Source organism: Streptomyces sp. NBC_01497, from assembly GCF_036250695.1.
Classification (GTDB): Bacteria; Actinomycetota; Actinomycetes; order Streptomycetales; family Streptomycetaceae; genus Streptomyces.
Genome location: NZ_CP109427.1, coordinates 2124136 through 2149033 on the forward strand (window position 1 = coordinate 2124136; position 24898 = coordinate 2149033).

Consider the following 24898-nt stretch of genomic DNA (forward strand, 5'->3'; position numbering starts at 1 on the left):
ACTCATCGAGTGCTCATCGCAATCTCGACCTACTTCCGACTCGCGAGGTACCTGAACCGCACGGGGTTCCGTGCCGTACTTCTTTCTTTCCTACAGTGCCGTCCGCGCAGTGATCGCATCGACGGTTCCACGCAGTCGCGCGGTGTCGAGCGGTCCCTGGACCCGGAAGGCCCGCGGAAAGGCCCGGCGGCGAACCGCCAGATCAAGACAGTCCACAGCGGGATGCACGTAGGCACCCCGGCCGGGCAGCGTACCGCTTCGATCGGGGACGCAATGTCCCGCGTTCACCACGATGCGCAGCAGATCGTCCTTGGCGGCTCGTTCCCGGCACCCCACGCAGGTTCGCTCGGGGCAGGCTCGGGCGTTCGTCCGGCCAGACGCAGTCAAGTCTACCTCCCCACACCGATCACATCTCTACGGGGCAAGATTCCGGACGGCCACCAGTCGTGGTCGGCCGAAAGCGGTCAGTCCCGGTCGGCGATCTCGTGCGAGGAACCCCGGCCGGATACCTCGTCGGCCCGCCCGGAGTCCGCCGGAGCGCCCTCCGGCTGCTCGGTGTCCGGCCGGATGTCGATGCGCCAGCCGGTGAGGCGCGCGGCGAGCCGGGCGTTCTGCCCTTCCTTGCCGATCGCCAGCGACAGCTGGTAGTCCGGGACGGTCACCCGCGCGCTGCGGGCGGCGAGGTCGACGATCTCCACCTTGCTCACCCGCGCGGGTGAGAGGGCGTTCGCCACCATGTCGCCCGGGTCCTCCGACCAGTCCACGATGTCGATCTTCTCGCCGTGCAGTTCGGCCATCACGTTCCGCACGCGCGTACCCATCGGGCCGATGCAGGCGCCCTTCGCGTTCAGACCGGAACGCATCGACCGGACGGCGATCTTGGACCGGTGGCCCGCCTCCCGGGCGATCGCGGTGATCTCGACGGAACCGTCGGCGATCTCCGGGACCTCCAGGGCGAACAGCTTCTTCACCAGGTTCGGGTGGGTACGGGACAGTGTGACGGACGGGCCGCGCACGCCCTTCGCGACGCGCACCACGTACGTGCGCAGGCGCAGACCGTGGGTGTACTCCTCGTCGGGGACCTGCTCCTGCACCGGCAGGATGGCCTCCAGCTTGTCGTCGAGCCGGACGAGCACGTTCTTCGGGTCCTTGCCCTGCTGGACCATGCCCGCGACGACATCTCCCTCGCGGCGCGCGTACTCGCCGAAGGTCACGTCGTTCTCCGCGTCCTTCAGACGCTGCTGGATGACCTGGCGCGCGGTGGTCGCCGCGATCCGGCCGAAGTTCGACGGGGTGTCGTCGAACTCCTTGGGCTCCTGCCCTTCCTCCAGGTCAGCCGGGTCCTCCGTCGCCCACACCGTCACATGGCCGGTGTCACGGCTGAGCTCGGCACGCGCGTGCCGGCTGCTTCCCTCGGTGCGGTGGTACGCGATGAGGAGGGCCGACTCGATCGCCTCGACCAGCAGCTCGAAGGGGATCTCCTTCTCATGTGCCAAGCCCTTCAGGAGCTTCACATCGATGTCCACGGCTACGCCTCCTCTGTGCTCTTGTCCTTGCGGTTGAACTCGACTTCCACGCGCGCCTTCGCGATCTGCGCGAATTCGAGGCGGCGGGCGGTGGCCTTGCGGCCCTTCACGCCCGGCACCTCGACGTCGAGTCCTTCGTCGTCCACCGAGAGGATGCGGGCCACCAGCTCGTCACCCTCGTGAAGCTTGATTCTGGCGAGCCTGCCGACGGCGCGCGCATAGTGGCGGCGCTCGGCCAGCGGTCGCTCGGCACCGGGCGAGGTCACTTCGAGCTGGTACTGCTCGTCGCCCATCACGTCGGTCTCGTCGAGCCCCGTGGAGATGGCGCGGGTCAGCTCGGCGACGGTGTCCAGGTCCACGCCGTCCTCCGCGTCGACGACGACCCGCAGCACGCGGTAACGGCCCGCCTTCGCGAGTTCGACGTCCTCCAGGTCGAGGCCCTCCGCGCCGACGAGCGGTTCCAGCAAACCGCGCAGCCTGTCGCTCTGGGTGGTACTCATCCGGGTGACTCCTCGGCCGCGTGTGCTGTTGTCGTACGTCCTCCGGCCGCAACAGTGCCGGACGTGTCCGTCCCAAAGGGTATCCGGTCCGCAAGGGTGTTGCTGCCCACCGGCCCGGCAGCGCGGGTACGCTCGCCTGCGAAGATCACCCAGCGCTGCCCGGACGGCCGGCCGCGGCGGTACGTCGGCATGGCCGTGGAGGTAGCCATGGAGGCACACGCGCGTACGGGCGCGACACGCAGAGGTGCCCTCAGGGGCGCCGGGGCGGCCACGACGGCGGTACTCCTGGCGGGCTGCACCTCGTCGCAGCCGGCGGGACCGACCGCGGCGCAGCGGCGGGGCCAGGTGTCGGCGGCCCAGGCCGCGGCCCTGCGCACCCGCACGGCGGCGACCAGCAGGTCGCTGCTGGAACGCTACGACGCGGTCATCGCCCGCCACCCGTCCGAGGGGCCCCGGCTCGCGCCGCTGCGCGCCGCGGTGGCCGCGCACGTGAAGGCACTGGCGCCCGCCGGGGGCGCCCCCGCGTCGCCGCGGGCATCGGCCCCCGCCTCCGGCGACCCCGCGGGCGCGGCGGGCGGCCGGCCGGTCACCGTCCCCGCGGACCCGGTGGCGGCGGTGGGGACCCTCGCCACCGCGGAACGGCAGGCGGGCCGGGACCAGACGGCCGCGCTCATGGACGCGCCGCCCGAACTCGCCAGGCTGCTGGCCTCGGTCGCCGCCGCGAACGCCGTCCACCTGTACCTGCTGTCGCGAGGAGCCGGCTCATGAACCGTGGGAGCAGCGGGGACAAGGACCTGGTGGCCGCCACCCAGGCAGCGCTCGGCGCGGAGCACGCGGCCGTGTACGGCTACGGCGTCGTGGGCGGCCGGATCACCGCCGCCCGGCGCGCGGAGGCGAACGCGGCGTACACGGCGCACCGGGCCAGGCGGGACACGCTCCAGCGTGCGCTGCGCGACCTGGGCGCGCGTCCGCAGGCCGCCGCGGCGGCGTACGCGCTGCCCTTCCCGGTGACCGGGGCCGCGTCCGCGCTGCGGCTCGCCGCACAGCTGGAGGACAAGGTCGCCGATGTGTACTCGGACCTCGTCCGCGCAGGTCAGGGATCTGTACGGGCCGACGCGGCGGACGCGCTGCGCGAGGCGGCCGTGCGGGCGGCCCGGTGGCGGAACTCCGGCGTAGCCTTTCCTGGGCTCGCCGAGCGGGCCTGAACCCGATCGGCGTGCACCGGAAGGACTTCAGGGACGTATGGCTTTCGAACCGCCTCGGCGGCTGGTGAGCGCGCTCACCGAGAGGTACGGCGCGCCCGGGGCGGACGCCTGGCTGGGGCGGCTGCCCGCGCTCGCCGCCGAGGCGGTGGCCCGGCGGGGCCTCGACGTGGAACGCGTGGTGGCGCCGGGCGGGCGGGACAGCCTGGTGCTGCTCGTGCGGCGTCCCGGCGCGGAGCCGGCCACGCTGAAGATCGCGCCGCCGTTCGCGGGGCCCGGCGCGGAACGCGGTGCCCTCGCCCACTGGAAGGGCTGGGGCGCCGCTCTCACCTATGACACGGACGGCACACCCGACGACGGCTCGGTGCTGCTGGAACGGCTGCGCCCCGAGGTGTCCCTGCGCTCCCTGCCCGACGCGAAGGCGCTGCTGGAGGGCGCGGACACGATCCGCAAGCTCTGGGTGGAGCCACCGGCCGGGCACGGCTTCGAGACCGTCGCGGAGCGCACGCTGCGCGAGGCGGCGCCGATGCGCGACGCGGGCGCGCCCGACGTGCTCGTCGACGCGGCGCTGGAGGCCCGGGCGGCCATGACGGCCTCCGCGAGCGAGTCGCTGCTGCTGCACGGCGCGTTCCGGCAGGGCAAGGTACTGGCGGGCGAACGCGCGCCGTGGCTGGCCGTGGGCCCCGAACCGGTCGTGGGCGAGCGCGCCTTCGACCTGGCCCGGCTGGCCCGCGACCGGGTCGAGGACCTGATCGCCTCCGAGTCGGGGGCGTCGACCGCGCGGCGGCGCGTGAACCGCCTGGCGGACTCGCTGGACGTGGACCGGGAGCGGCTGCGCGCGTGGACGCTGTACCGCGCGGTCGAGTCGGCGACCCGCGCGCTGCGCGCGGACCGGGACGCGGCGGCGGAAGTACTGCTGGAGTACGCGAGCTGGCTGTAGGGGCCCGCCGGGGCGGCGAGCGGCGGTCAAGGACCGCCCTCACCGGGCCGGGTACCGGACGCGCGGCGGGTGCGGCGGGGCCCGGCGGCCTCACCGCACCCGCCGGGGCTCACACCGTCAGGGCCGCGACGGCGTCCGCGAGCGGGAGTTCCTCGCGCTTGCCCGTACGGCGGTCCTTGAGTTCCACCACGCCCTCCCCGGCGCGGCGGCCCGCGACCAGGATCGACGGGACACCGATCAGCTCGGCGTCCGTGAACTTCACCCCGGGCGAGACACCCGGGCGCTCGTCGACCAGGACCCGCAGGCCCTTCGCCGCGAGCTGTTCGGCGGCTTCGAGGGCCAGTTCGGTCTGGGCGGCCTTGCCCGCGGCGACGATGTGGACGTCGGCGGGGGCGATCTCACGCGGCCAGCACAGGCCCTGCGCGTCCGCCGTCTGCTCGGCGATCGCGGCGACGACCCGCGAGATGCCGAGACCGTACGAACCCATGGTGACGCGGGCCGGCTTGCCGTCCTTGCCCAGGACGTCGAGCTGGAAGACGTCCGCGTACTTGCGGCCCAGCTGGAAGATGTGGCCGACCTCGATGGCGCGGTCGAGCTTCAGACCCGTACCGCACGCGGGGCACGGGTCGCCCTCCTGGACCACGACGACGTCGAGGTAGTCGTCGACCTCGAAGTCCCGGCCCGTGACGACGTCACGCGCGTGCGTGTCGGGCTTGTTGGCGCCCGTGACCCACGCCGTGCCCGGCGCGATCCGCGGGTCGGCGATGTAGCGGACCTTCAGGCCCTGCGGGCCCACATAGCCGCGGACCAGGTCGGGCCTGTCCTCGAAGTCCTCCGCCGTGACCAGCTCGACCTCGGCGGGCGCCAGGTGCTCGCCCAGCTTGCCGAGGTCGACCTCGCGGTTGCCGGGCACGCCCACCGCGACGATCTCGCCGTCGACCTTGACCAGCAGGTTCTTCAGCGTCGCGGAGGCGGGCACGCCGAGGTGCGCGGCGAGCGCCTCGATGGTCGGGGTGTCCGGGGTGTCCAGCTCCACGAGGGGGCCCGGCGCCTGCGCCGCCTGCACGGCCGCGGTGAACCGGACCGCCTCCGTGTTGGCCGCGAAGTCGCAGGCCGGACAGTCGGCGAAGGTGTCCTCACCGGCCGCCGCGGGCGCCAGGAACTCCTCCGACGCCGAGCCGCCCATCGCGCCGGACACCGCGGAGACGATCCGGAAGTCGACCCCGAGCCGCGCGAAGATCGCCCGGTAGGCCTCGCGGTGCAGGGCGTACGACTCGGCGAGGCCCTCGTCCGTCGTGTCGAAGGAGTACGAGTCCTTCATCAGGAACTCGCGCCCGCGCAGCACGCCCGAGCGGGGCCTCGCCTCGTCGCGGTACTTGGTCTGGATCTGGTAGAGGATCACCGGCAGGTCCTTGTAGGACGTGCACTGGTCCTTGACGACCTGGGTGAAGATCTCCTCGTGCGTCGGCGCGAGGAGGTACTCGGCGCCCTTGCGGTCCTTGAGCCGGAACAGCAGGTCGCCGTACTCGTCGTAGCGCCCGCTCGCCTCGTACGCGTCCTTCGGCAGCAGCGCGGGCAGGAGCACCTCCTGCGCGCCGAACGCGTCCATCTCCTCGCGGACCACGCGCGCCACGTTGTCCAGGACCCTCTTGCCGAGCGGCAGCCAGGTCCAGATCCCGGCCGCGCTGCGGCGCACGAAGCCGGCGCGCACCAGGAGCTTGTGGCTGAGGGTCTCGGCGTCCGCCGGTTCCTCGCGCAGTGTCTTGGCCATCAGACGGGACATGCGCTGGACCTGGGACCGGGACATGAGGGGCACTCCTGCGTTGCGTCGGTTGCGTGCGGCGGCGGGGCCGGGCATCTGGCAGGAGGGTAACCGGGGGCCGCCGCCCGGCGTTAATCCGTTTCCGGGGCCCGGACGGGGCGGCGGCGCAGCGGCAGGGGCGCCCCCATCACCGCGTACGGGCGCGGCGCGCCGGGGAAGTGGACCTGGCGCGCGAGGTCCTGGTAGCCCAGCGAGCGGTACAGGCGGCGGGCGGGGCTCTCGACGTCGATCGCGGAGAGGATGGAGCGGGGCTGGGGCGCCCCGTCGGTGATCGTGGTGATCAGTTCCCGGCCGACACCGCGGGCCTGGAAGGACGGGTGCACATGCAGTTCCGTGATGACGAACGTGTCGTCGAGCCAGCCGTCGAGGTCCTCACGGCGCAGGTACGGCTCGACCACGGTGGACCACCAGTGCGCGCGGTCGTTGGGCATCCCGTACACGAATCCGACCAGCCGGCCCTCGGGGGTGGTGGCGCCGAACGAGCGGCAGCCCGGGTACATCAGGTGGCGCAGCACGATGTGGTGCCGCACCCCGATCTCCTCCTGGCTGAGCCCGAAGGCGAGGGCCTGGACGGCCAGCGCGTCGTCGACGCGCGCGACCAGGTCGAGCGGACCCACCTGTACGTCCGGGGTCCGGGAGGCGTTCGCGGGGGTGATCGGCATGTGCCGAAACCTACCGTCAGAACAGGACGCTCATGAAGGCGCCCACCTCACGGAATCCGACGCGGCGGTAGGCGGCCCTGGCGGGGATGTTGAAGTCGTTGACGTAGAGGCTGACGACGGGTGAGACGTCGGCGAGCGCGTACCGTACGACGGCCGCCATGCCCGCTTCGGAGAGCCCCCGGCCCCGGTGGGCGGGGTCGACCCAGACGCCCTGGATCTGGCACGCCTGGGGGGTGGCGGCGCCGATCTCCGCCTTGAAGATCACCCGGCCGTCCTCGACGCGCGCGAAGGCCCGTCCCGAGCCGACGAGTTCGGCCACACGCGCCTGGTAGAGCAGGCCGCCGTCACCGGCCAGCGGGGAGACGCCGACCTCCTCGGTGAACATGGCCACGCAGGCCGGCATGAGGGTGTCTATCTCGTCCTTGCGGATCCTGCGTACGTACGGGTCGGGGGCGACCTCGGGCGAGAGGCGCTCGGTGCGCATCAGCGGCTGGTTCGCGCGGACCTCCCGGGCGGGGCCCCAGCTCGGTTCGAGCAACCGCCACAGCCGGGCGGTGGATACCGCGGGGCCGACGATCGAGGAGCACCGCCGGCCGGCCCTGCGGGCGCGGTCGGCGAAGGCGCGCACGGCATCGGGGGTGGCGCATATCGGCACGAGGTTCGCGCCCGAGTAGCACAGCGAGCGCAGCCGCCCGTCCGCGTACCAGCCCCACATCTCGCCGCCGAGACGCCAGGGGTCGAGCCCCGCGACCTGGACGCGCGAGGTGACGAACGCGTTCTCGACGGGGTCGCTCTCCAGGAGCGCGAGGGCTTCCGGGAGGTCGCTGGGTTCGAGGACCCGGGTGGTGGTCTGCGTCAACACGTGGGGGCCTCACCGTACGGTCTGCTTGTCTGGGCACTGTACCTGGCGGCCTCGGCGCACGCCTCCCTCAGCTGCCCGCCGGGGAAGGGGCGGGCCCGGGACCGGCGGGTACGGCCGCTCCCAGGGCGGCAGACGGGTACGGCGCGGGCGCGGGGACGGACGGGCCCGGACAGCGGCGAGTCCCGTGACCTCCCCCGTCGGAAGGGGTCACGGGACTCGCGGGGAACGCGGGGCGCCGGGCGCGCGGGCCCGGTCGCCGGGGCCGGCCGGGTGGGGCCCGGCCGCCTGGGTCAGCTGACGGAGACCTCGGGCTCGCCGGAGGCGATGCCGTCCTTCTCCATCTGCTCGGCCATCTTCAGGGCCTCCTCGATCAGCGTCTCCACGATCTTGGACTCGGGCACGGTCTTGATGACCTCGCCCTTGACGAAGATCTGGCCCTTGCCGTTGCCGGAGGCGACACCGAGGTCGGCCTCGCGGGCCTCGCCCGGACCGTTGACGACGCAGCCCATGACGGCGACGCGCAGCGGCACCTCCATGCCTTCGAGGCCGGCGGTCACCTGGTCGGCGAGCTTGTACACGTCGACCTGGGCGCGGCCGCAGGACGGGCAGGACACGATCTCCAGGCGGCGCTGGCGCAGGCCGAGCGACTCCAGGATCTGCTGGCCGACCTTGACCTCCTCGACCGGCGGGGCGGACAGGGAGACCCGGATGGTGTCGCCGATGCCCTCGCTGAGCAGGGCGCCGAACGCGACGGCGGACTTGATGGTGCCCTGGAAGGCGGGACCCGCCTCCGTCACGCCGAGGTGCAGCGGGTAGTCGCACTGCTGCGCCAGCAGCCGGTAGGCGTTGACCATGATGACCGGGTCGTTGTGCTTGACCGAGATCTTGATGTCCCGGAAGTCGTGCTCCTCGAAGAGGGACGCCTCCCACAGCGCGGACTCGACGAGCGCCTCGGGCGTCGCCTTGCCGTACTTCTCCAGCAGCCGCTTGTCGAGGGAGCCCGCGTTGACGCCGATGCGGATCGGGGTGCCGCTGTCCTTCGCGGCCTTCGCGATCTCCCGCACCTTGTCGTCGAACTGCTTGATGTTGCCCGGGTTGACCCGGACCGCGGCGCAGCCGGCGTCGATCGCGGCGAAGACGTACTTGGGCTGGAAGTGGATGTCGGCGATGACCGGGATCTGGGACTTCTTCGCGATGGTGGAGAGGGCGTCCGCGTCGTCCTGTGTCGGGCACGCGACCCGGACGATCTGGCAGCCTGACGCCGTCAGCTCCGCGATCTGCTGGAGAGTGGCCCCGATGTCCGAGGTGCGTGTGGTGGTCATCGACTGGACGGACACCGGCGCGTCGCCACCGACCGCCACGGAACCGACGTGGATCTGACGGCTGACCCTGCGGTCGGCGAGCTTGGCAGGAACGGACGGCATTCCGAGAGAAATCGCAGTCATCTGCTGTGCAACCCCAAGTGTGGACCTGGTCCCGAGATCGGCGGGCTCCAGCACCTGAGATTACGCCACCGCGGAACGGCCGGTCACATCAGCGGTGAGTGTCCACCCGAAAGTAAGCAGCCGGACATCCAAGATGTCCGGCTGCCGTCACGCGGGGCTGTCGGCCCCTGGCGGGGCCGTCGGATCAGGTGATCTTGACGGGGTTGACCACGTCGGCGATCAGGACGAGGGCGGTGAAGCAGACGAAGAGACCGGCCACCACGTACGCCACCGGCATGAGCTTCGCCACGTCGAACGGGCCCGGATCCGGGCGGGAGAAGACGCGTGCGATGTTGCGCCGCAGGGCCTCCCACAGGGCCCCCGCGATGTGCCCGCCGTCCAGCGGGAGCAGCGGGACCATGTTGAACAGGAACAGGGAGAGGTTGAACCCGGCGAGCAGGAACAGCATCATCGCGAGCTGGCTCTCGGCCGGCACGTGCAGCGTCATCACCTCGCCGCCGATGCGGGCGGCTCCGACGACGCCCACGGGCGAGTCCGCGTCGCGCTGCTTGCCCTCGAAGGCGGCGCCCCAGAGGCCGGGGATCTTGCTCGGGAGGTCGACGAGCCGGTCCACGCTGTCGCCGATCATGCCGCCCATCCGGTTCACGGACTGGCCGAACGTCAGCGGGACGATCTTCGTCTGGGCGGCGAAGCCGAGGTATCCGGCGGCCTGGTACTTGCCCGGGACGACGTCTCCGTTGGAGTCCTTCGTGGCCACTATGTTCTTCAGCAGGTTCGCGTGGAGCACCTGCTGGTGGCCGTCCCGCTCGATCGTGAGGGTGGCGGGGCCGATGGTCCGGCGGATCTTGTTCGAGAGGGTGTTCCAGTCGTCGACCTTCTGCCCGTCGAAGGCGAGGATCTTGTCGCCCTTGCGCAGTCCGGCCGCCGTGGCGGGCGAGACCGGGTCGCCCGGACGGCAGGTCTGGCGCTTGTCGCTCTGAGAGATGACGCACTTCTGCACGCCGCCGACATCGGTGGTCTGGGTCTGGAAGCCGTAGCTCATCGCGACGCCGAAGAAGATCACCGCGGCGAGGACGAGGTTCATGAACGGCCCGGCGAACATGACGATCACGCGCTTCCACGGCTTGCGCGTGTAGAAGAGGCGGTCCTCGTCGCCCTCCTCCATCTCCTCGAACGCGGCCGAGCGGGCGTCCTCGATCATGCTGCGCCAGGGCGAGGTGGAGCGGGACTCGATCCGCCCGTCGGCACCGGGGGGGAACATCCCGATCATGCGGATGTAGCCGCCCATCGGGATGGCCTTGAAGCCGTACTCCGTGTCACCCCGCTTCCGCGAGAAGATCGTCGGACCGAAGCCGACCATGTACTGCGGAACGCGGATGCCGAACATCTTCGCGGTCGACAGGTGGCCGAACTCGTGGAACGCGATGGAGAACAGCAGGCCGAAGGCGAAGATCACAATGCCGATGACCGTCAGAAGAATCGTCATGCGTGAGCCTCCGCTGTGGCCTTCCGTACGAGTTCCGTGGCCCGGGCGCGGGCCCAGGTCTCTGCTTCGAGGACGTCCGGGACGGTCAGCCGGGTTCCCCCGCCGGGCCGGCCGTGTTCGCCGACGACCTCGGTGACGGTGTCCATGATGCCGTTGAACGGGAGCCGGCCGGCCAGGAACGCGTCGACGCACTCCTCGTTCGCCGCGTTGAACACCGCGGGGGCCGTGCCGCCGAGCGCTCCCACGTGGCGCGCGAGGGCCACGGACGGGAACGCCTCGGTGTCCAGCGGGAAGAACTCCCACGTCGACGCCTTCGTCCAGTCGAAGGCCGGGGCCGCGTCCGGTACGCGCTGCGGCCAGCCCAGGCCGATCGCGATCGGGCCGCGCATGTCGGGCGGGGTGGCCTGGGCGAGCGTCGAGCCGTCCGTGAACTCCACCATCGAGTGCACGTACGACTGCGGGTGGACGACGACCTCGATGCGCTCGAACGGGATGTCGTACAGCAGGTGCGCCTCGATCACCTCCAGCCCCTTGTTGACGAGGGTCGCGGAGTTGATCGTGATCACCGGGCCCATGGCCCAGGTGGGGTGGGCGAGCGCGTCCTGCGGTGTGACACCGGCGAGTTCGGCCCGCGTACGGCCGCGGAAGGGGCCCCCCGACGCGGTCACGACGAGCTTGCGGACATCGGCCCTGGTGCCGGCCGCCACCGCCTGGAAGAGGGCCGCGTGCTCCGAGTCGACGGGGATGATCTGGCCGGGCTTGGCGAGCGCCTTGACCAGCGGGCCGCCGACGATGAGCGACTCCTTGTTGGCGAGCGCGAGGGTGCGGCCCGCCTCCAGCGCGGCGAGGGTCGGCGCGAGGGCGATGGACCCGGTGATGCCGTTGAGGACCGTGTGGCACTCGGACGCGGCGAGATCGGTGGCCGCGTCCGGGCCCGCGAGGATCTCGGGCAGCGGCTCCCCGGGCCCGTACTCGGCCCGCAGCGCCTCCTTCAGCGCCGGTACGGCGTCCTCCCGCGCGACGGCGACCGCGGCGACCCGCAGCAGGCGCGCCTGCTCCGCCAGCAGGGCCACCCGGCCGCCCGCGGCGGACAGCGCGGTGACGCGGAAGCGGTCGGGGTTGCGCAGGACCAGGTCGATGGCCTGCGTGCCGATGGATCCCGTGGAGCCGAGGACGACGAGGTCCCGGCGGCCTTCGGCCGGATCGAAGGCGATGTGGGGATCCGCGAGAGGGGCTGCACTGTCGCTCATGGGACCCATTCTTGCCCCATCCGCCGCGGGCGCTGACAACGGAGGGGCGGGCGCCACCCGATCCGTGGGGCGCGCGGGGCCCCCTCCCGCGCCGTCGCCCGTGGTCCGGGGGGTGTTCAGTACGGTGTGCGGACGCCGAGGCACCCGCGCAGACGCGCCATGTCGTGGCGGTCGCGGTCCGTCGGTTCGTACCCCTGGTGGAAGTACACCTGCTGCTCGGCCGAGACACACGGCACGGCCCTGCCCGCGACGGTGCCCGAGGTGAAGCACGACGCCGGGTAGTGGAACGGCGCGCCGGGGTCGAAGGACGACTGCCGCGCGGAGCCGTCGGACGCGAAACGCAGCGGGTGAAGGTCCAGTTCCCGGCCGTCGGGACGGGCCAGGACGAACCGTACGGGCCGCGCGTCGAGGCTCTCCACGTAACCGGCGGCCCGGAGCGCGGCCACCAGGGCCGGTTCGTGTTCGGCGCGGTGGCACAGGTCGACGTCGCGGTGCGGGCGCGTCTGCTCGCCGACGAGAGCGTCGATGCCCCAGCCGCCGGCGAGCCAGACGTCGGCGGCTGCCTCCCGCGCGAGCGCGAGGACCGCCAGGACGTCCCCGGCCGCCATCACGCGCGCACCGCCGTGCCCGCCGCAGACATCCGTCACGCGCGCGTCCGCCCGGCGCCTGATCCGCACATCACGACATCACGCGCGCGTCCGCGCCGCCGGAGACGTCCCTCACGCGTGCGTCCGTGTACCGCCAAAGACGTCCGTGCCCGCCGGCGGTACAGCGGCCCACGTGTCACGCAGCGCGCCGAACGCCTCGTGGAAGCCCGGGAACGTCTTGCGCACACAGCCCGGGTCGTCGTAGGTCATGCCGGGGGCGCGCAGTGCGGTGACGGCGAACGACATGACGATGCGGTGGTCGCCGTGCGTCTCGATCCCGGTGGCACGCGGGGTGCCGGGCCGGATCTCGATCCAGTCGGGCCCGGTCCGGACGCCGACGCCGAGGGCGCGCAGGTTCTGCGCGCAGGCATCCAGGCGGTCGCACTCCTTGACCCGCGTGTTCGCGACGTCCTCGATCCTGACCGGCCCGTCGGCGTACGGGGCGAGCGCGGCGAGCGTCGGCATCGTGTCCGAGATGTCCCGCATGTTGACGGTCAGTCCGCGCAGCCGCTCCGGGCCGCGCACGGTGATGGCGTCGTCGGTCCTGACCACCTCCGCGCCCATCCGCTCCAGGACGTCGACGAACGCGGTGTCGCCCTGGAGCGCGTGGCGCCCGAGCCCGGGGACCGTGACCTCGCGGCCCGGGGTCAGGGCCGCGGCGGCGAAGAAGTAGCTCGCGGTGGAGGCGTCGGGTTCGATCACGTAGTCCGTGGCCCGGTAGCCGCCCGGCGGGACGCTGAAGCGGCTGCCCTCGCGCGCCACCTCGACGCCGAAGCGGCGCATCATCGCGAGGGTGATCTCGACGTAGGGGGCGGAGACGAGGCGCGTCACGTCGATGGTCAGCCCCTCCTCCGTGAGCGGGCCGAGCATCAGCAGCGCGGTCAGGTACTGCGAGGACTCGCCCGCGTCGAGGACGAGATGCCCGCCCTTGATGCCGTGCGCGTCGATGCGCAGCGGGTGGTGCCCCTCGCCCTCACCGTGCGTCAGGTCGACCCCGAGCTCGCGCAGGGCCCGGGTCAGCGGGCCGAGCGGGCGGCGGCGCATCTGCGCGGAGGCGTCGAAGCGGTACGAGCCGGCCGGGGCGGCCGCGACGAGCGCCGGCAGGAACCGCGCGGTGGTCGCGCCGTCCCTGCAGTAGATGTCCGCGTCGGCCGCGCCGGGGCCCTCGGGCCGGCCCGTGATCCGCCAGGACCGGTCCCCGTCCTCCCGTGCCACCTCGTAACCGAGGCGCGAGAGCCCCTCGACGAATCCCTCGGAGTCGTCGGAGCGCAGGGGCCGGCGCAGCACCGTCTCGCCCCGCGCGGCGGCGGCGAGGAAGAGGGCGCGGGCGGTGACGGACTTGGATCCGGGGATTTCGATGACGGTCACGCGCCCATTATTCCGTGTGCGCCCGACGGCCCGGGTGGGGGCCGCCAGGACGGCCGGGGCGGCTGCGGGCCCGGCCCTCCGGTGCGCCGGGCCCGCAGCGACCCCGGTGAGTCCGCGCCTCAGTCGATGGTGCGGTGGACGTCCTCCTTCATGCTCGGGCCCGGTGTGGCGTCGGCGATCCAGGGGCCCTCACCGCTCGGGTCCACGATGCCCGCCTCCAGCCAGGCGTACGTGCCCGACATCACGCCGGCCACGACCGTGCCGTCCAGTTCGTCCGTGTTCGACCAGAGGCGGTTGAACAGCTCCTCCACCCGCAGCCGCGCCTGCCGGCAGAAGGCGTCGGCCAGTTGGTACGCCTCGCGGCCGTTCGCGTCGCCCGACCGCAGGAGCTCCGCCCGCACGCACACGGCGCTCATCGCGAACAGTTCCGCGCCGATGTCCACGATCCGGCCGAGGAAGCCCTGCTTCTTCTCCATGCGGCCCTGCCAGCGCGACATCGCGTAGAACGTCGACCTCGCCAGCCGGCGCGACGCGCGCTCCACGTAGCGCAGGTGGTGCGCCAGGTCGGGGTGGCCGGCCGGGCGGAACGCGGCGTACGCGCCGGGCAGCGCACCGGGGCCCGCGAGGAGCTTCGGCAGCCAGCGCGCGTAGAAGACACCCGCCCGCGCGCCCGCCCTGGCCCTGTCCTGGAGCGGGGCGTCCGGGTCGATGATGTCCCCGGCCACCGACAGGTGGGCGTCGACGGCCTCCCGCGCGATCAGCAGGTGCATGATCTCCGTCGATCCCTCGAAGATCCGGTTGATGCGCAGATCGCGCAGCATCTGCTCGGCCGGTACGGGCTTCTCCCCGCGCGCCGCGAGGGAGTCCGCCGTCTCGAAGCCGCGTCCGCCCCTGATCTGCACGAGCTCGTCGGCGATCCGCCATGCCATCTCGGAGCCGTACAGCTTGGCGAGCGCCGCCTCGATGCGGATGTCGTTGCGATCCTCGTCGGCCAGCTGCGACGACAGGTCGACCACGGCCTCCAGCGCGAAGGCGGTGGCCGCGATGAACGCGATCTTCGAGCCGACCGCCTCGTGCCGGGCGACGGGCCGTCCCCACTGCTCCCGCTCCGCCGACCACTCGCGGGCGATCTTCAGGCACCACTTGCCGGCGCCCACGCACATCGCGGGCAGCGAGAGCCGGCCCGTGTTGAGCGTGGTCAGGGCGATCTTCAGGCCCGCTCCCTCGGGACCGATCCGGTTCGCGGCCGGAACGCGCACCCGGTGGAAGCGGGTCACGCCGTTCTCCAGGCCGCGCAGCCCCATGAACGCGTTGCGGTTCTCCACCGTGATGCCCGGCGAATCCGCCTCGACGACGAAGGCGGAGATGCCGCCACCCCGGCCCGCGTCGTCCCGGGGCACCCGGGCCATCACCACGAGCAGGTCCGCGACGACGCCGTTCGTGGTCCAGAGCTTCACCCCGTCCAGGACGTACGAGTCGCCGTCGCGCACCGCCGACATGGCGAGCCGCGCCGGGTCCGAGCCGACATCGGGCTCGGTGAGCAGGAACGCCGAGATGGCGCTCCGCGCGAGACGCGGCAGGAAGGCCTGCTTCTGCTCCTCGGTCCCGAAGAGTTTCAGGGGCTGCGGTACGCCGATCGACTGATGGGCGGACAGCAGCGCGCCGACGGCGGGCGACGCGGTGCCCAGCAGCGCGAGGGCCCTGTTGTAGTACAGCTGGGTGAGGCCGAGACCGCCGTACGCGCGGTCGATCTTCATGCCGAGCGTGCCGAGGTCGGCAAGTCCCCGCACCACCTCGTCGGGAATGCGCGCCTCCCGTTCGATGAGCGCGCCGTCGATCCGCTCCTCGCAGAACACGCGCAGCTTCGCGAGGAACGCCTCGCCACGGGCCGTGTCCTCGTCGGCCGGCAGCGGGTGCGGGTGGATCAGGTCCAGCCGGAAGCGGCCGAGGAAGAGCTCCTTGGCGAAGCTGGGCTTGTGCCAGTCCGGCTGCCGGGCGTCCTCGGCGACCCGGCGCGCCTCCCGCTCCGAGACCTTCGGGCCGCCCCGCGTGCCCTGCGGGGAGGCCGAGCCGGCCGCTGAGACCGCCGAGGCGGGCACGGAAGACCCCGGTGAGCCGGAAGGGCCCCCGGCGCCGGAACCGCCCGGGGAACCCGGGGGGGTGGGAGAAGCGGGGGGTGCGGACACGACGACATCACCTCGCCACGGATCCGGCGGAGCCGGAGGGGACCGGCACGGGCCGGAGGGGCACGGCGAACCCGTGCCCCTCCTGATGTCTCTACCGGATCCGCGGGTCGCCCACCACGCGCGCCCGCGCGCTCCGCGCCGCCCGCCGGGGCCCTACAGCGCCAGGCCGGTCAATACCATGACCCGCTCGTACGTGTAGTCGTCCATCGCGTAGCGCACGCCCTCACGTCCGACACCCGACATCTTGGCGCCGCCGTACGGCATCTGGTCCGCGCGGTACGAGGGGACGTCGCCGATGATCACGCCGCCGACCTCCAGCGTCCGGTGCGCGCGGAACGCGGCCTGCACGTCGTGCGTGAAGACGCCCGCCTGGAGCCCGTACTTCGACGCGTTCACCGCGGCGAAGGCGGCCTCCTCGCCCTCCACCCTGCGCAGGGTGAGGACGGGGCCGAAGACCTCCTCGCACGCGAGCGTCGCGTCGTCGGGCACGTCGGCGAGGACGGTGGGCGCGAACGTGGCGCCGTCCCGCTTGCCGCCCGTGAGCAGCCGCGCGCCGCCGCGTACGGCCTCCTCCGTCCACCTCTCCACCCGCTGGGCGGCCTCCTCGCTGATCAGCGGGCCGACGTCGGTGGCGTCATCGGACGGGTCCCCGGTGACCTGTGCCTCCACGGCGGCGACGACCTTCTCGGCCAGCCGGTCGTAGACGGCCGCGTCAGCGATGACGCGCTGCACCGAGATGCAGGACTGGCCGCCCTGGTAGTTGGAGAACGCCGCGATGCGGGTCGCGGCCTGGTCGAGGTCCGCCTCGGAGGCGTAGTCGCCGAGGACCACGGCCGCGCCGTTGCCGCCGAGTTCGAGCGTGCAGTGCTTGCGGGGCACCGAATCCATGATCGAGTAGCCGACCTTGTCGGAGCCCGTGAAGGAGATCACCGGCAGCCGCTCGTCCCGCACGAGGGCGGGCATCCGGTCGTTCGGCACCGTCAGGACCGACCAGGAGCCGGCCGGCAGGTCGGTCTCGGCGAGCAGCTCGCCGATCACCAGAGCGGACAGCGGGGTCGCGGGGGCGGGCTTGAGGATGATCGGCACACCCGCGGCGAGAGCCGGGGCGACCTTGTGCGCGCAGAGGTTCAGCGGGAAGTTGAACGGCGCGATGCCGAGGACGACGCCCTTCGGGAAGCGGCGGGTCAGCGCGAGCCGGCCGGTGCCGCCCGCGTCGGTGTCCAGGCGCTGGGCCTCGCCGGCGTTGAAGCGCCGGGCCTCCTCGGAGGCGAGCCGGAAGACGGACACGGCGCGGCCGACCTCACCGCGCGCCCACTTCATGGGCTTGCCGTTCTCGTCGCAGATGAGTCGGGCGATCTCCTCGGACCGCTCGCCGAGCCGACGGGAGACGTGGTCGAGGGCGGCGGCGCGTACGTGCGCCGGGGTGGCGGCGAACTCGTCGAGGACCGCGTGCGCGGCGGCGACAGCTTCCTCGATCTGCGCGTCGGTCGGCACCGAGACCGTACCGACGAGGCGTCCGTCCCAGGGCGAGGTGACGTCGAGGGCGGACTCGCCGGTGGCCCGGCGGCCCGCGAGCCAGAAGGCGTGAGTGGAGGTCGACATGGGTCCCGGCCCTTCCGAGTGGCGGATACGGCGAACGAACTGGCGCCGGCGCGCCACCGGCGCGAAACGGCGGCGGACACCGGCAGGGTGACCTGGCGGTGGGCGGCAACGAACGCCCAGACCACACCGTAGGCCCGACGGGCGGGCCGGTCGCTTGGCCGTGGCGTACTGGTGGGGGCGCGGGTTTCTACGGTTTGGCACTGGCGGGTGCGGGCCTCACGCCCGGCGGGCAGCGGCCTCGCGCCGGGCGGGCAGCGGCCTCACGCGGGGCGGGCAGCGGCCTCACGCGGGGCGGGCAGCGGCCTCACGCGGGGTGGGCGGGGGACGGAACTGCCGCCGGGGCGCTCCACCTGCGGGTCGTGGCCCCCTCCGCCGCCCCCTCCTTGCTCCCTCGGCCCTCGGCCCCGTGCCTCACCGCGGCCGCGAGGCGCCAGGGATGCCGAGGCGCCCGGACGCCGGGGCATCGGGGGCGTGGCCGCATCCGGGCTTCAGCCCGACGACGACGGGCCGGGGCGGGGGGCCGTCACCGCCGGCGCGACATGCAGGGCGTCGAGGGCGTCGCGCAGGGTCGACGGGTCGTACGGTGCGTCAGGCAGCGCCCCGCCACCGAGGCCCGCGCCCGTGCGCAGGCCGTCCAGGAACAGGGCGAGGAACCGCCGCCACGACCCGGGCCGCGCCGTCTGGGCGGCCGGGACCGCGCGGCCGAGCACGGCCAGGGCGAACAGGACGTCCGCCACCGACACATCAGCGCGTAAGACCCCGTCCTCGCGGCAGCGCGCGAGCAGGAGTCCGATCGTCTCCGCGTTGTGCTCGTGGAGCCTTTCCAGGGTGGGCACGTGCGCCAGGCGCGTGGTCATGAGATCCGTGACGCCCCGGTCGACCGCGAGCCCCGCGAAGACGTGCTCCAGATATCCGGTGAGCCCCGCCATCGGGTCCCGGGCGGCGCGCGCCGACTCGCCCGCCGCCATCGTGGCGCCGAGGCCCTCCTGGAAGACCGCCTCGATCAGGGCCGCCCGGTCGGGGAAGCGGCGGTAGAGCGTCGCGTTCCCGACCCCGGCCCGGCGCGCGATGACGTCGAGGGGCGCCTCGACACCCACTTCCGCGTACACCTCCCGAGCGGCGGCCAGTACCCGTTCCCTGCTGCGCTGCGCGTCCTGTCTCACGCCCGCACCGTATCTCAACCGTGGAGCACTCCCCGCTTCTGCTAGCGTGGAGCCACGATACGGGGAGCACTCCCCGGATCGCTTGTGCCGACCCATCCGTCCTGTGCCGACCCACCCCTACGGAGGCACCCGTGCACCCCAGCACCCATCCACGGGCCGATGACCCCGCACAGCTCGTGGACATGATCGAGGACCCCGCCGGCTTCGTCGCCGATCCGCATGCCCGCTACGCGCACCTGCGCGCGGGCGGCGCCGTGCGGCACGTACGGCTTCCGGACGGCGCGACCGCCTGGCTCGTCCTCGGGCACGGCCTCGTACGCGCCGCCCTCACCGACCCGAACCTGCGCAACGACGTCCGCGCCTCCGCGACCCGGCAGGACGACGGGGGCTTCGCCGTCGGCCGCAACATGCTGCAGGCCGACCCGCCCGACCACACCCGGCTGCGCCGCCTGGTGGCGCGCGCCTTCACCGGACGCCGGGTGGCCGCGCTGCGGCCCCGCGTGGAGGAGATCACGGACGCGCTGCTCGACGCGATGGTCCCGCGCGGCCGCGCCGATCTGGTCGACGCACTCGCCTTCCCGCTGCCCGTGACCGTCATCTGCGAACTCCTGGGCGTGCCCGGCGCCGACCGCGACACCTTCCGGCGCTGGTCGAGCGAGGTCGTCGCCGCGACCGACCCCGTCGCCGCGACCGCCGCGCAGCGGGACATGACGCGGTACCTGGCGGAGCTGATCGCCGTCCGGCGCGCCGACCCCACCGCTGACGACCTGCTCGCGGCGCTCACCCGGACGTCCGGTGACGGCCACGGCGAGGGCGAGGAGGCCCTGTCGTCCGAGGAACTGATCGGGATGGCCTTCCTGTTGCTGGTCGCGGGGCACGAGACGACCGCGAACCTCATCTCCTCCGCCGTCCACCTGCTGCTGCGCCACCCCGACCAGCTCGCGGCGCTGCGCGCCGACCCCTCACTCCTCGGCGCGACGGTCGAGGAGAGCCTGCGCCACGAACCGCCCGCCCTGGCCACTAGCCTGCGCTACGCGGCGTACGACGTCGAACTCGGCGATGTCACCGTCCCGGCCGGCGACACCGTGATCGTGTCGCTCGCGTCCGCCAACCGCGACCCCGCCGCCTTCACCGACCCGGACCGCTTCGACATCCGCCGCGACCCGGCCGAACTACGGCGCCACCTGGCCTTCGGCCACGGCATCCACCACTGCCTCGGCGCGCCCCTGGCGCGGCTGGAGGCGCCACTCGCGCTGCGGGCCCTGCTGGAACGCTGCCCGGACCTCGCGCTGGATCCGGCGGCGGGTCCACCGGTCTGGCGGCCGAGCCTGCTGCACGGGCTGGTGACGCTGCCGGTCCGCTGGTGAGGGACGGGCCGGGACATCGTGCCCCGCCTCTCCGCCGACCACCCGGCCGCACCTGCCCGTCCGTCCGTACCTGCCCGTAGGTACCTGCCCGCCCGTGTGTGCGCGCCCGCCTGTCGCTGTCTGTCCGGAGGCCCGTGACCTGAGGCCTCTGCCCGCCTGCCTGCCGCGCGGATGCGACAGGCAGGGGCGGCCGGCGCCCCGGCGGCCGGTCGGCGATCACCCCCGCGGCGCGGGCGTGGCCCCCGATGCCGGAGAGGAGAGGCCGGCCGTGGTCTTCAGGGCGAGCCACAGCTCCATCCGCACGTCCGGATCGTCCAGCGAACGCCCGAGGATTTCCTCCACCCGGCGCATCCGGTAGCGCAGCGTGTGGCGGTGCACGCCCAGATCGGCCGCGGCCGCGTCCCACTGGCCGTGCCGGGACAGCCAGGCACGCAGCGAGTCGACCAGATCGCCCCGGCCCTTCGCGTCGTGCTCGCGCAGCGCCCGCAGCATGCCGTCGGCGAAGGCCCGTACCGCGTCGTCGGCGAGCAGCGGCAGCAGCGAGCCGTCCGCGAGGTCCTCGTGCTCGACCAGGGCGCGGCCACGGCGCCGCGCCACCGAGAGCGCCTGCTCCGCCTGCTTGTACGCCGTGCCCGTCGCGATCGGTCCCGCCGGCGCGGACAGGCCGGTGACCACACCCGCCTCCTTCGCCTGGCGGTCCGCGTATCCGGCGCACAGGGCGGCGGCGGCACCACCGTCGACGGCGATGACCACGAGGCGCCCCTCGCCGTCGGGCACGACCAGCACCGGTTCGCCCGCACGGGTCGCGGCCGTCTCCAGGGCTTCCGCCAGCAGATCGAGAGGAGAGTCCCCCGACGGTTCCCCGGAGGTGTCCTCGGCCTCGGCGATCAGCAGCCGGAACGGCGCGTCGAGCAGCGCCCCGTACAGGTCGCCCGCGACCGTACGGGCGTGCTCGGACTGGCCTGACAGCAGCATCCGCAGGACCGCCGCGCCGAGCCGCTGCTCCGCCGCGCGCAGCGAACGGCTCCGCTCGGTGGTCAGCGTCAGGAGGGCGATCGCCGAGTGCACGGCGTAGCGTGCCGCCGTGCCCGGCGCCCCCGCCGTCCCCACGGCCAGCACGCCACCGGCCCGGCGCCCGCTGCCGAGGGTCTGCAGTTCCACCCGGTCGTCGACGCCCCCGCCCTCCACGTCGGGGCCGCCGACGACGGAACTGGTGTGCGGGCGGCGCTGCGCGAGCCGGGCGGCGGCCTCGCCGAGACGCGCGGCGCGCCGGGCGGCCCAGGGAGGCTCGGCGGCGATGACGCTCCCGGACGGGTCGTACAGCGCGGCCCACCCGTCGACATGCGCGGCGAGGCGGGCGAGCAGTTCCCCCGGGCCTTCGGCGAGCGCGGCGCGCGTCAGGTCGCGCTGGGCCTCGAAGCCGTCGGTGACAGCGCGGTACTGGTCCGCCGCGATGGCCTCCGAGACGGCCTTGCCGATGGCGATGAACGGGGTCCTGCGCGGCACTTCCAGCAGCGGAAGTCCCTCGGATCGTGCCGCTTCCACCAGGGCGTCCGGCACGTCGTCGTAATGGACGCCGATCGCGAACCCGATGCCGGCGATGCCCGCGCCGACGAGCCGCCGCACGTAGCGGCGCATCGCGTCGGGGTCCGCGGCGTCCAGATTGGTGGCCGTGACGAGCAGCAGCTCGCCGCCCTCCATGTAGGGGACGGGATCCACCAGCTCACTGGCATGGACCCAGCGCACGGGCAGGTCGAGCCGGTCCTCCCCGGCGCGCACGGTGAGCTTGAGCGCCGAGTGCTGGACGAGCGAGGCGAGCGTGGGCGGCATGCCCCGAATGCTACGGCCTGTACGAAGGCACTCGCCCGTTTGGGCCGAGATGTATGAACGAACCCCGGCCCGATGAACCGGCCGCCACTACGGCGAGGCCCTGGCATGCCGTACGCAGGAGCACCGGTCGCCAAGAGCACCGGTCCGACCGGGCCCACAGTTCGGGTCCGGCCCCCGGCCCGCCGCCGGGATCCTCGCCCGGTGACGGACGGGCCGATCGGGGGCGGGACTGCTCCACGCGGGGGTTCGGACGGGCTCCCCCGGGCGGACGCGCTCCCGGCAGCGGGGGTGAAACGGTGGACCGGACGGATCAGGCGTTCCCGGAGGCGCACAACGCTCCCGCCGGGCGGACCAGACAGGTCAAGGACGGACACGCGCTCCCGATGAGGGGGTCAGTCGGACTCGCGGGCGCCGGCTGCTCCCCCGACGGCCGGGATCCGCAGCACCGCGCCCAGCGCCAGCAGCAGCAGCCCGCACAGCGCGCCGCTCGCCACGACGTCCAGCGGCCAGTGGTAGCCGCGCAGCACCAGCCCGGACGCGGTCGCGACCGTGAGCAGCGCGGCGGCGGGCACCGTCACCCGGCGGTCCACGTACGGCAGCAGGACGAGTGCCGCCGTCCCGTACGCGACCATCGCCGTGGCGGTGTGGCCCGAGGGGTAGTAGCCGGTGGCGTCCGTGAGCGGCCCAGGACGGTCCGTCCAGATCTTGAGCGGGACGACCAGGGCGGGCACCACCGCCATCGTCAGGGCGCCCGCGAGGACGCGGGCGCGGGCGCCGCGCCACAGGGCCCAGGCCAGGGCCACGGCGAGGACCGGCAGCGCCACGGGCATGGAGCCCAGGTCGGTGAGGGTTTCGGTGAGCGCCCTCGGGCCGTGTCCCACGACGGCGCGGTCCAGGCGTTCGTCGGCCCGCAGCAGCGCTCCGCCCGCAAGGACCTGCCAGGTGATCAGCGCGAACGCCACGGCACAGAGGGCGGCGGCGGCGATCCGCAGCCGGGTCGCGGTGACGCCGCTCGACGCCGGCGGAAAGGGAGACGGCCGTCCCGGAACAGGGGGGGTGGTTCCGGGAGGGCCGTCAGGACCGGGCCGGTGCGCGCTCCGGGGGGGTTGGAGCGGGCTGCCGTCCGATCGGTGAGGAGAACCGGGACCCAGGGCCCCGGAAGCGCGCCCGAAGGCACGCCCGGAACGGGACTGGGGATGCCCCGGACCGGATTCGCCCGCCGTTTCCCGCGGGCGGGGAGTTTCTCTCATCTGCGAAAACACTACGCCGCCCCCGTCACGCACGACACCCGCCACCCCATCCCGCCATCGCCCCCGCACACCTTCTTCACAGCGGTCCAAGGCGGCCCCGGAAGCAGCCGGGAAGCGGCCGTCGAGTTCACCTTCGCCGGCCGGCGGGCTGCCCCGGAGGGCCGGGACCCGACGATGACGGCCGGGCCCGGCCGTGCGGCGCCGCCCGGGACCGGGCCCGGTCCCGGGCGGCGCCTCAGAGCGCGGCGAACGCCTGCTCGATGATGTCCAGGCCCTCACCGAGGAGGTCCTCACCGATGACGAGCGGGGGCAGGAAGCGCAGCACGTTGCCGTACGTGCCGCAGGTGAGCACCAGCAGGCCCTCCTGGTGGCACGCCTTGGCGAGGGCGCCCGCCACCTCGGGGGCGGGCTCCTTGGTCGCGCGGTCCTTGACCAGTTCGATGGCGATCATCCCGCCGCGGCCGCGGACGTCGCCGATCACGTCGTACTTCTCGCTCATGGCCGTGAGACGGCCCTTCATGATCTCCTCGATGCGCCGGGCCCTCGCCGGGAGGTCGAGTTCCCGCATCGTCTCGATCGCGCCGAGCGCGGCGGCACAGGCGACCGGGTTTCCGCCGTACGTGCCACCGAGGCCGCTGGCGTGCGCGGCGTCCATGATCTCGGCGCGGCCGGTGACGGCGGCCAGCGGCAGGCCACCCGCGATGCCCTTGGCGGTGGTGATCAGGTCGGGCACGATGCCCTCGTCCTCACACGCGAACCAGGCGCCGGTGCGGCAGAAGCCGGACTGGATCTCGTCCGCGACGAACACGATCCCGTTGTCCTTCGCGAACCGCGCGAGCGCGGGCAGGAAGCCGGGGGCCGGCTCGATGAAGCCGCCCTCGCCGAGTACCGGCTCGATGATGATCGCCGCGACGTTCTGCGCGCCGATCTGCTTGCTGATCTGGTCGATGGCCTGGGCGGAGGCCTCGGGCCCGCAGTTCTCGGGACCGGTCGGCCAGCGGTAGGGGTAGGCCATCGGGACCCGGTAGACCTCGGGCGCGAACGGGCCGAAGCCGTTCTTGTACGGCATGTTCTTCGCGGTCAGGGCCATCGTGAGGTTCGTACGGCCGTGGTAGGCGTGGTCGAAGACGACGACGGCCTGCCGCTTGGTGTACGAGCGGGCGATCTTCACCGCGTTCTCGACGGCCTCGGCGCCCGAGTTGAACAGGGCGGACTTCTTGGCGTGGTCCCCGGGCGTGAGCGCTGCCAGCTCCTCGCAGACCGCCACGTACTCCTCGTAGGGAGTGACCATGAAACAGGTGTGGGTGAAGTCCGCGAGCTGGGCGGAGGCGCGGCGCACGACGGCCTCGGCACTGGATCCGACGGTCGTCACGGCGATGCCCGAGCCGAAGTCGATCAGCCGGTTGCCGTCGACATCCTCAAGGATGCCGCCGCCCGCGCGCTCGGCGAACACGGGCATGGTGGAGCCCACGCCCGCCGCAACCGTGGCGGTGCGCCGGGCCTGCAACTCCAGCGACTTCGGCCCCGGGATGGCGGTGACGAGTCGGCGCTCCTGCGGGATGGCGGTCATGGGGGCTCCTGTGGGTCTGTCCCGACGCTGCGTGGTGCTGGTCCGGGGTTCGTGAGCAGATCCGGCGTTCCGTGTGCTGTCTCGCAGGCTAGGGGCGCGGGGAGCCGGTGGGCATGCTCCGTTCGGTAGTGCTCCGCGCGTGTCGTTGTCCGTCGCGTCCATGGCGGCCGAGTGCGGCGGTGCCGCGCGTCCAAGGCGACCGGGAGCGGGCCGGGCCGGG

21 protein-coding genes are annotated in these 24898 nt (G+C 73.3%); 4 read left to right on the forward strand and 17 right to left on the reverse strand.

Annotation, left to right across the window (positions count from 1 at the left end):
* Nucleotides 1-90: 90 nt before the first annotated feature.
* From OG310_RS08935 to rimP, 3 genes are all read right to left on the reverse strand, one after another.
* Complete coding sequence (locus OG310_RS08935) at nt 91-387, reverse strand: YlxR family protein (RefSeq protein WP_329455348.1); 297 nt, start codon at nt 385-387, stop codon at nt 91-93.
* A gap of 77 nt (nt 388-464) precedes the next feature.
* Entirely contained in the window at nt 465-1526 is a 1062-nt protein-coding gene (gene nusA / locus OG310_RS08940; RefSeq protein ID WP_329455349.1) for a transcription termination factor NusA, read from the reverse strand.
* 2 nt (nt 1527-1528) lie between these two features.
* Nucleotides 1529-2026, reverse strand: coding sequence for a ribosome maturation factor RimP (gene rimP, locus OG310_RS08945; protein ID WP_329455350.1), 498 nt, complete (start codon nt 2024-2026; stop codon nt 1529-1531).
* A gap of 207 nt (nt 2027-2233) precedes the next feature.
* On the opposite strand from rimP, the gene OG310_RS08950 reads away from it, so the two are divergent.
* Genes OG310_RS08950 through OG310_RS08960 form a run of 3 tightly spaced genes read left to right on the forward strand, consistent with a single transcriptional unit; the run spans nt 2234 to nt 4168 of the window.
* Complete coding sequence (locus tag OG310_RS08950) at nt 2234-2794, forward strand: hypothetical protein (RefSeq protein ID WP_329455351.1); 561 nt, start codon at nt 2234-2236, stop codon at nt 2792-2794.
* Entirely contained in the window at nt 2791-3231 is a 441-nt protein-coding gene (locus tag OG310_RS08955; protein WP_329455352.1) for a ferritin-like domain-containing protein, read from the forward strand. Before OG310_RS08950 ends, OG310_RS08955 begins: the two co-directional genes overlap by 4 nt.
* Nucleotides 3232-3268: 37 nt before the next feature.
* Nucleotides 3269-4168 (forward strand): aminoglycoside phosphotransferase family protein, encoded by a 900-nt coding sequence (locus tag OG310_RS08960; protein WP_329455353.1) that lies wholly within the window; start codon nt 3269-3271, stop codon nt 4166-4168.
* 109 nt (nt 4169-4277) lie between these two features.
* On the opposite strand, the gene OG310_RS08965 is transcribed toward OG310_RS08960, so the two are convergent.
* The 11 genes from OG310_RS08965 to OG310_RS09015 form a co-directional block, all read right to left on the reverse strand.
* Nucleotides 4278-5975 carry a proline--tRNA ligase gene (locus tag OG310_RS08965; RefSeq protein WP_329455354.1) on the reverse strand — a complete coding sequence of 566 codons (1698 nt, stop codon included), beginning with the start codon at nt 5973-5975 and terminating at the stop codon, nt 4278-4280.
* Between the two features lie 86 nt (nt 5976-6061).
* Entirely contained in the window at nt 6062-6652 is a 591-nt protein-coding gene (locus OG310_RS08970; protein WP_329455355.1) for a GNAT family N-acetyltransferase, read from the reverse strand.
* 16 nt (nt 6653-6668) lie between these two features.
* Entirely contained in the window at nt 6669-7514 is an 846-nt protein-coding gene (locus tag OG310_RS08975; protein WP_329455356.1) for a GNAT family N-acetyltransferase, read from the reverse strand.
* 290 nt (nt 7515-7804) lie between these two features.
* Entirely contained in the window at nt 7805-8959 is a 1155-nt protein-coding gene (gene ispG, locus OG310_RS08980; RefSeq protein ID WP_329455357.1) for a flavodoxin-dependent (E)-4-hydroxy-3-methylbut-2-enyl-diphosphate synthase, read from the reverse strand.
* A 184-nt stretch (nt 8960-9143) separates the two neighbouring features.
* Entirely contained in the window at nt 9144-10445 is a 1302-nt protein-coding gene (locus tag OG310_RS08985) for a M50 family metallopeptidase (protein ID WP_329455358.1), read from the reverse strand.
* Entirely contained in the window at nt 10442-11695 is a 1254-nt protein-coding gene (gene dxr / locus OG310_RS08990; protein WP_329455359.1) for a 1-deoxy-D-xylulose-5-phosphate reductoisomerase, read from the reverse strand. The genes OG310_RS08985 and dxr overlap by 4 nt, the downstream gene beginning before the upstream one ends.
* A gap of 116 nt (nt 11696-11811) precedes the next feature.
* Nucleotides 11812-12303 (reverse strand): nucleotidyltransferase domain-containing protein, encoded by a 492-nt coding sequence (locus OG310_RS08995; RefSeq protein WP_329460086.1) that lies wholly within the window; start codon nt 12301-12303, stop codon nt 11812-11814.
* A gap of 111 nt (nt 12304-12414) precedes the next feature.
* Nucleotides 12415-13710: a 3-phosphoshikimate 1-carboxyvinyltransferase gene (aroA, locus tag OG310_RS09000; RefSeq protein WP_329455360.1), complete on the reverse strand. Its 1296-nt coding sequence runs from the start codon at nt 13708-13710 to the stop codon at nt 12415-12417.
* 119 nt (nt 13711-13829) lie between these two features.
* Nucleotides 13830-15809, reverse strand: a complete 1980-nt coding sequence (locus OG310_RS09005) for an acyl-CoA dehydrogenase family protein (RefSeq protein ID WP_329455361.1) — start codon at nt 15807-15809, stop codon at nt 13830-13832.
* Nucleotides 15810-16049: 240 nt separating this feature from the next.
* Entirely contained in the window at nt 16050-17498 is a 1449-nt protein-coding gene (locus tag OG310_RS09010; protein ID WP_329455362.1) for an aldehyde dehydrogenase family protein, read from the reverse strand.
* Nucleotides 17499-17986: 488 nt separating this feature from the next.
* The gene (locus OG310_RS09015) at nt 17987-18661 is read right to left on the reverse strand and encodes a TetR/AcrR family transcriptional regulator (protein ID WP_329455363.1); all 675 of its coding nucleotides are present in this window, start codon (nt 18659-18661) and stop codon (nt 17987-17989) included.
* Nucleotides 18662-18792: 131 nt separating this feature from the next.
* Here OG310_RS09015 and OG310_RS09020 point away from each other — a divergent pair, with 131 nt between their 5' ends.
* Nucleotides 18793-20028 carry a cytochrome P450 family protein gene (locus tag OG310_RS09020; RefSeq protein ID WP_329455364.1) on the forward strand — a complete coding sequence of 412 codons (1236 nt, stop codon included), beginning with the start codon at nt 18793-18795 and terminating at the stop codon, nt 20026-20028.
* A gap of 216 nt (nt 20029-20244) precedes the next feature.
* Here OG310_RS09020 and OG310_RS09025 read toward each other — a convergent pair whose 3' ends face one another.
* The 3 genes from OG310_RS09025 to gabT form a co-directional block, all read right to left on the reverse strand.
* Nucleotides 20245-21858 (reverse strand): PucR family transcriptional regulator, encoded by a 1614-nt coding sequence (locus OG310_RS09025; protein ID WP_329455365.1) that lies wholly within the window; start codon nt 21856-21858, stop codon nt 20245-20247.
* A 392-nt stretch (nt 21859-22250) separates the two neighbouring features.
* Nucleotides 22251-22820 carry a phosphatase PAP2 family protein gene (locus OG310_RS09030; protein ID WP_329455366.1) on the reverse strand — a complete coding sequence of 190 codons (570 nt, stop codon included), beginning with the start codon at nt 22818-22820 and terminating at the stop codon, nt 22251-22253.
* A 523-nt stretch (nt 22821-23343) separates the two neighbouring features.
* Nucleotides 23344-24678, reverse strand: coding sequence for a 4-aminobutyrate--2-oxoglutarate transaminase (gabT, locus tag OG310_RS09035; RefSeq protein ID WP_329455367.1), 1335 nt, complete (start codon nt 24676-24678; stop codon nt 23344-23346).
* Nucleotides 24679-24898 lie beyond the last annotated feature (220 nt).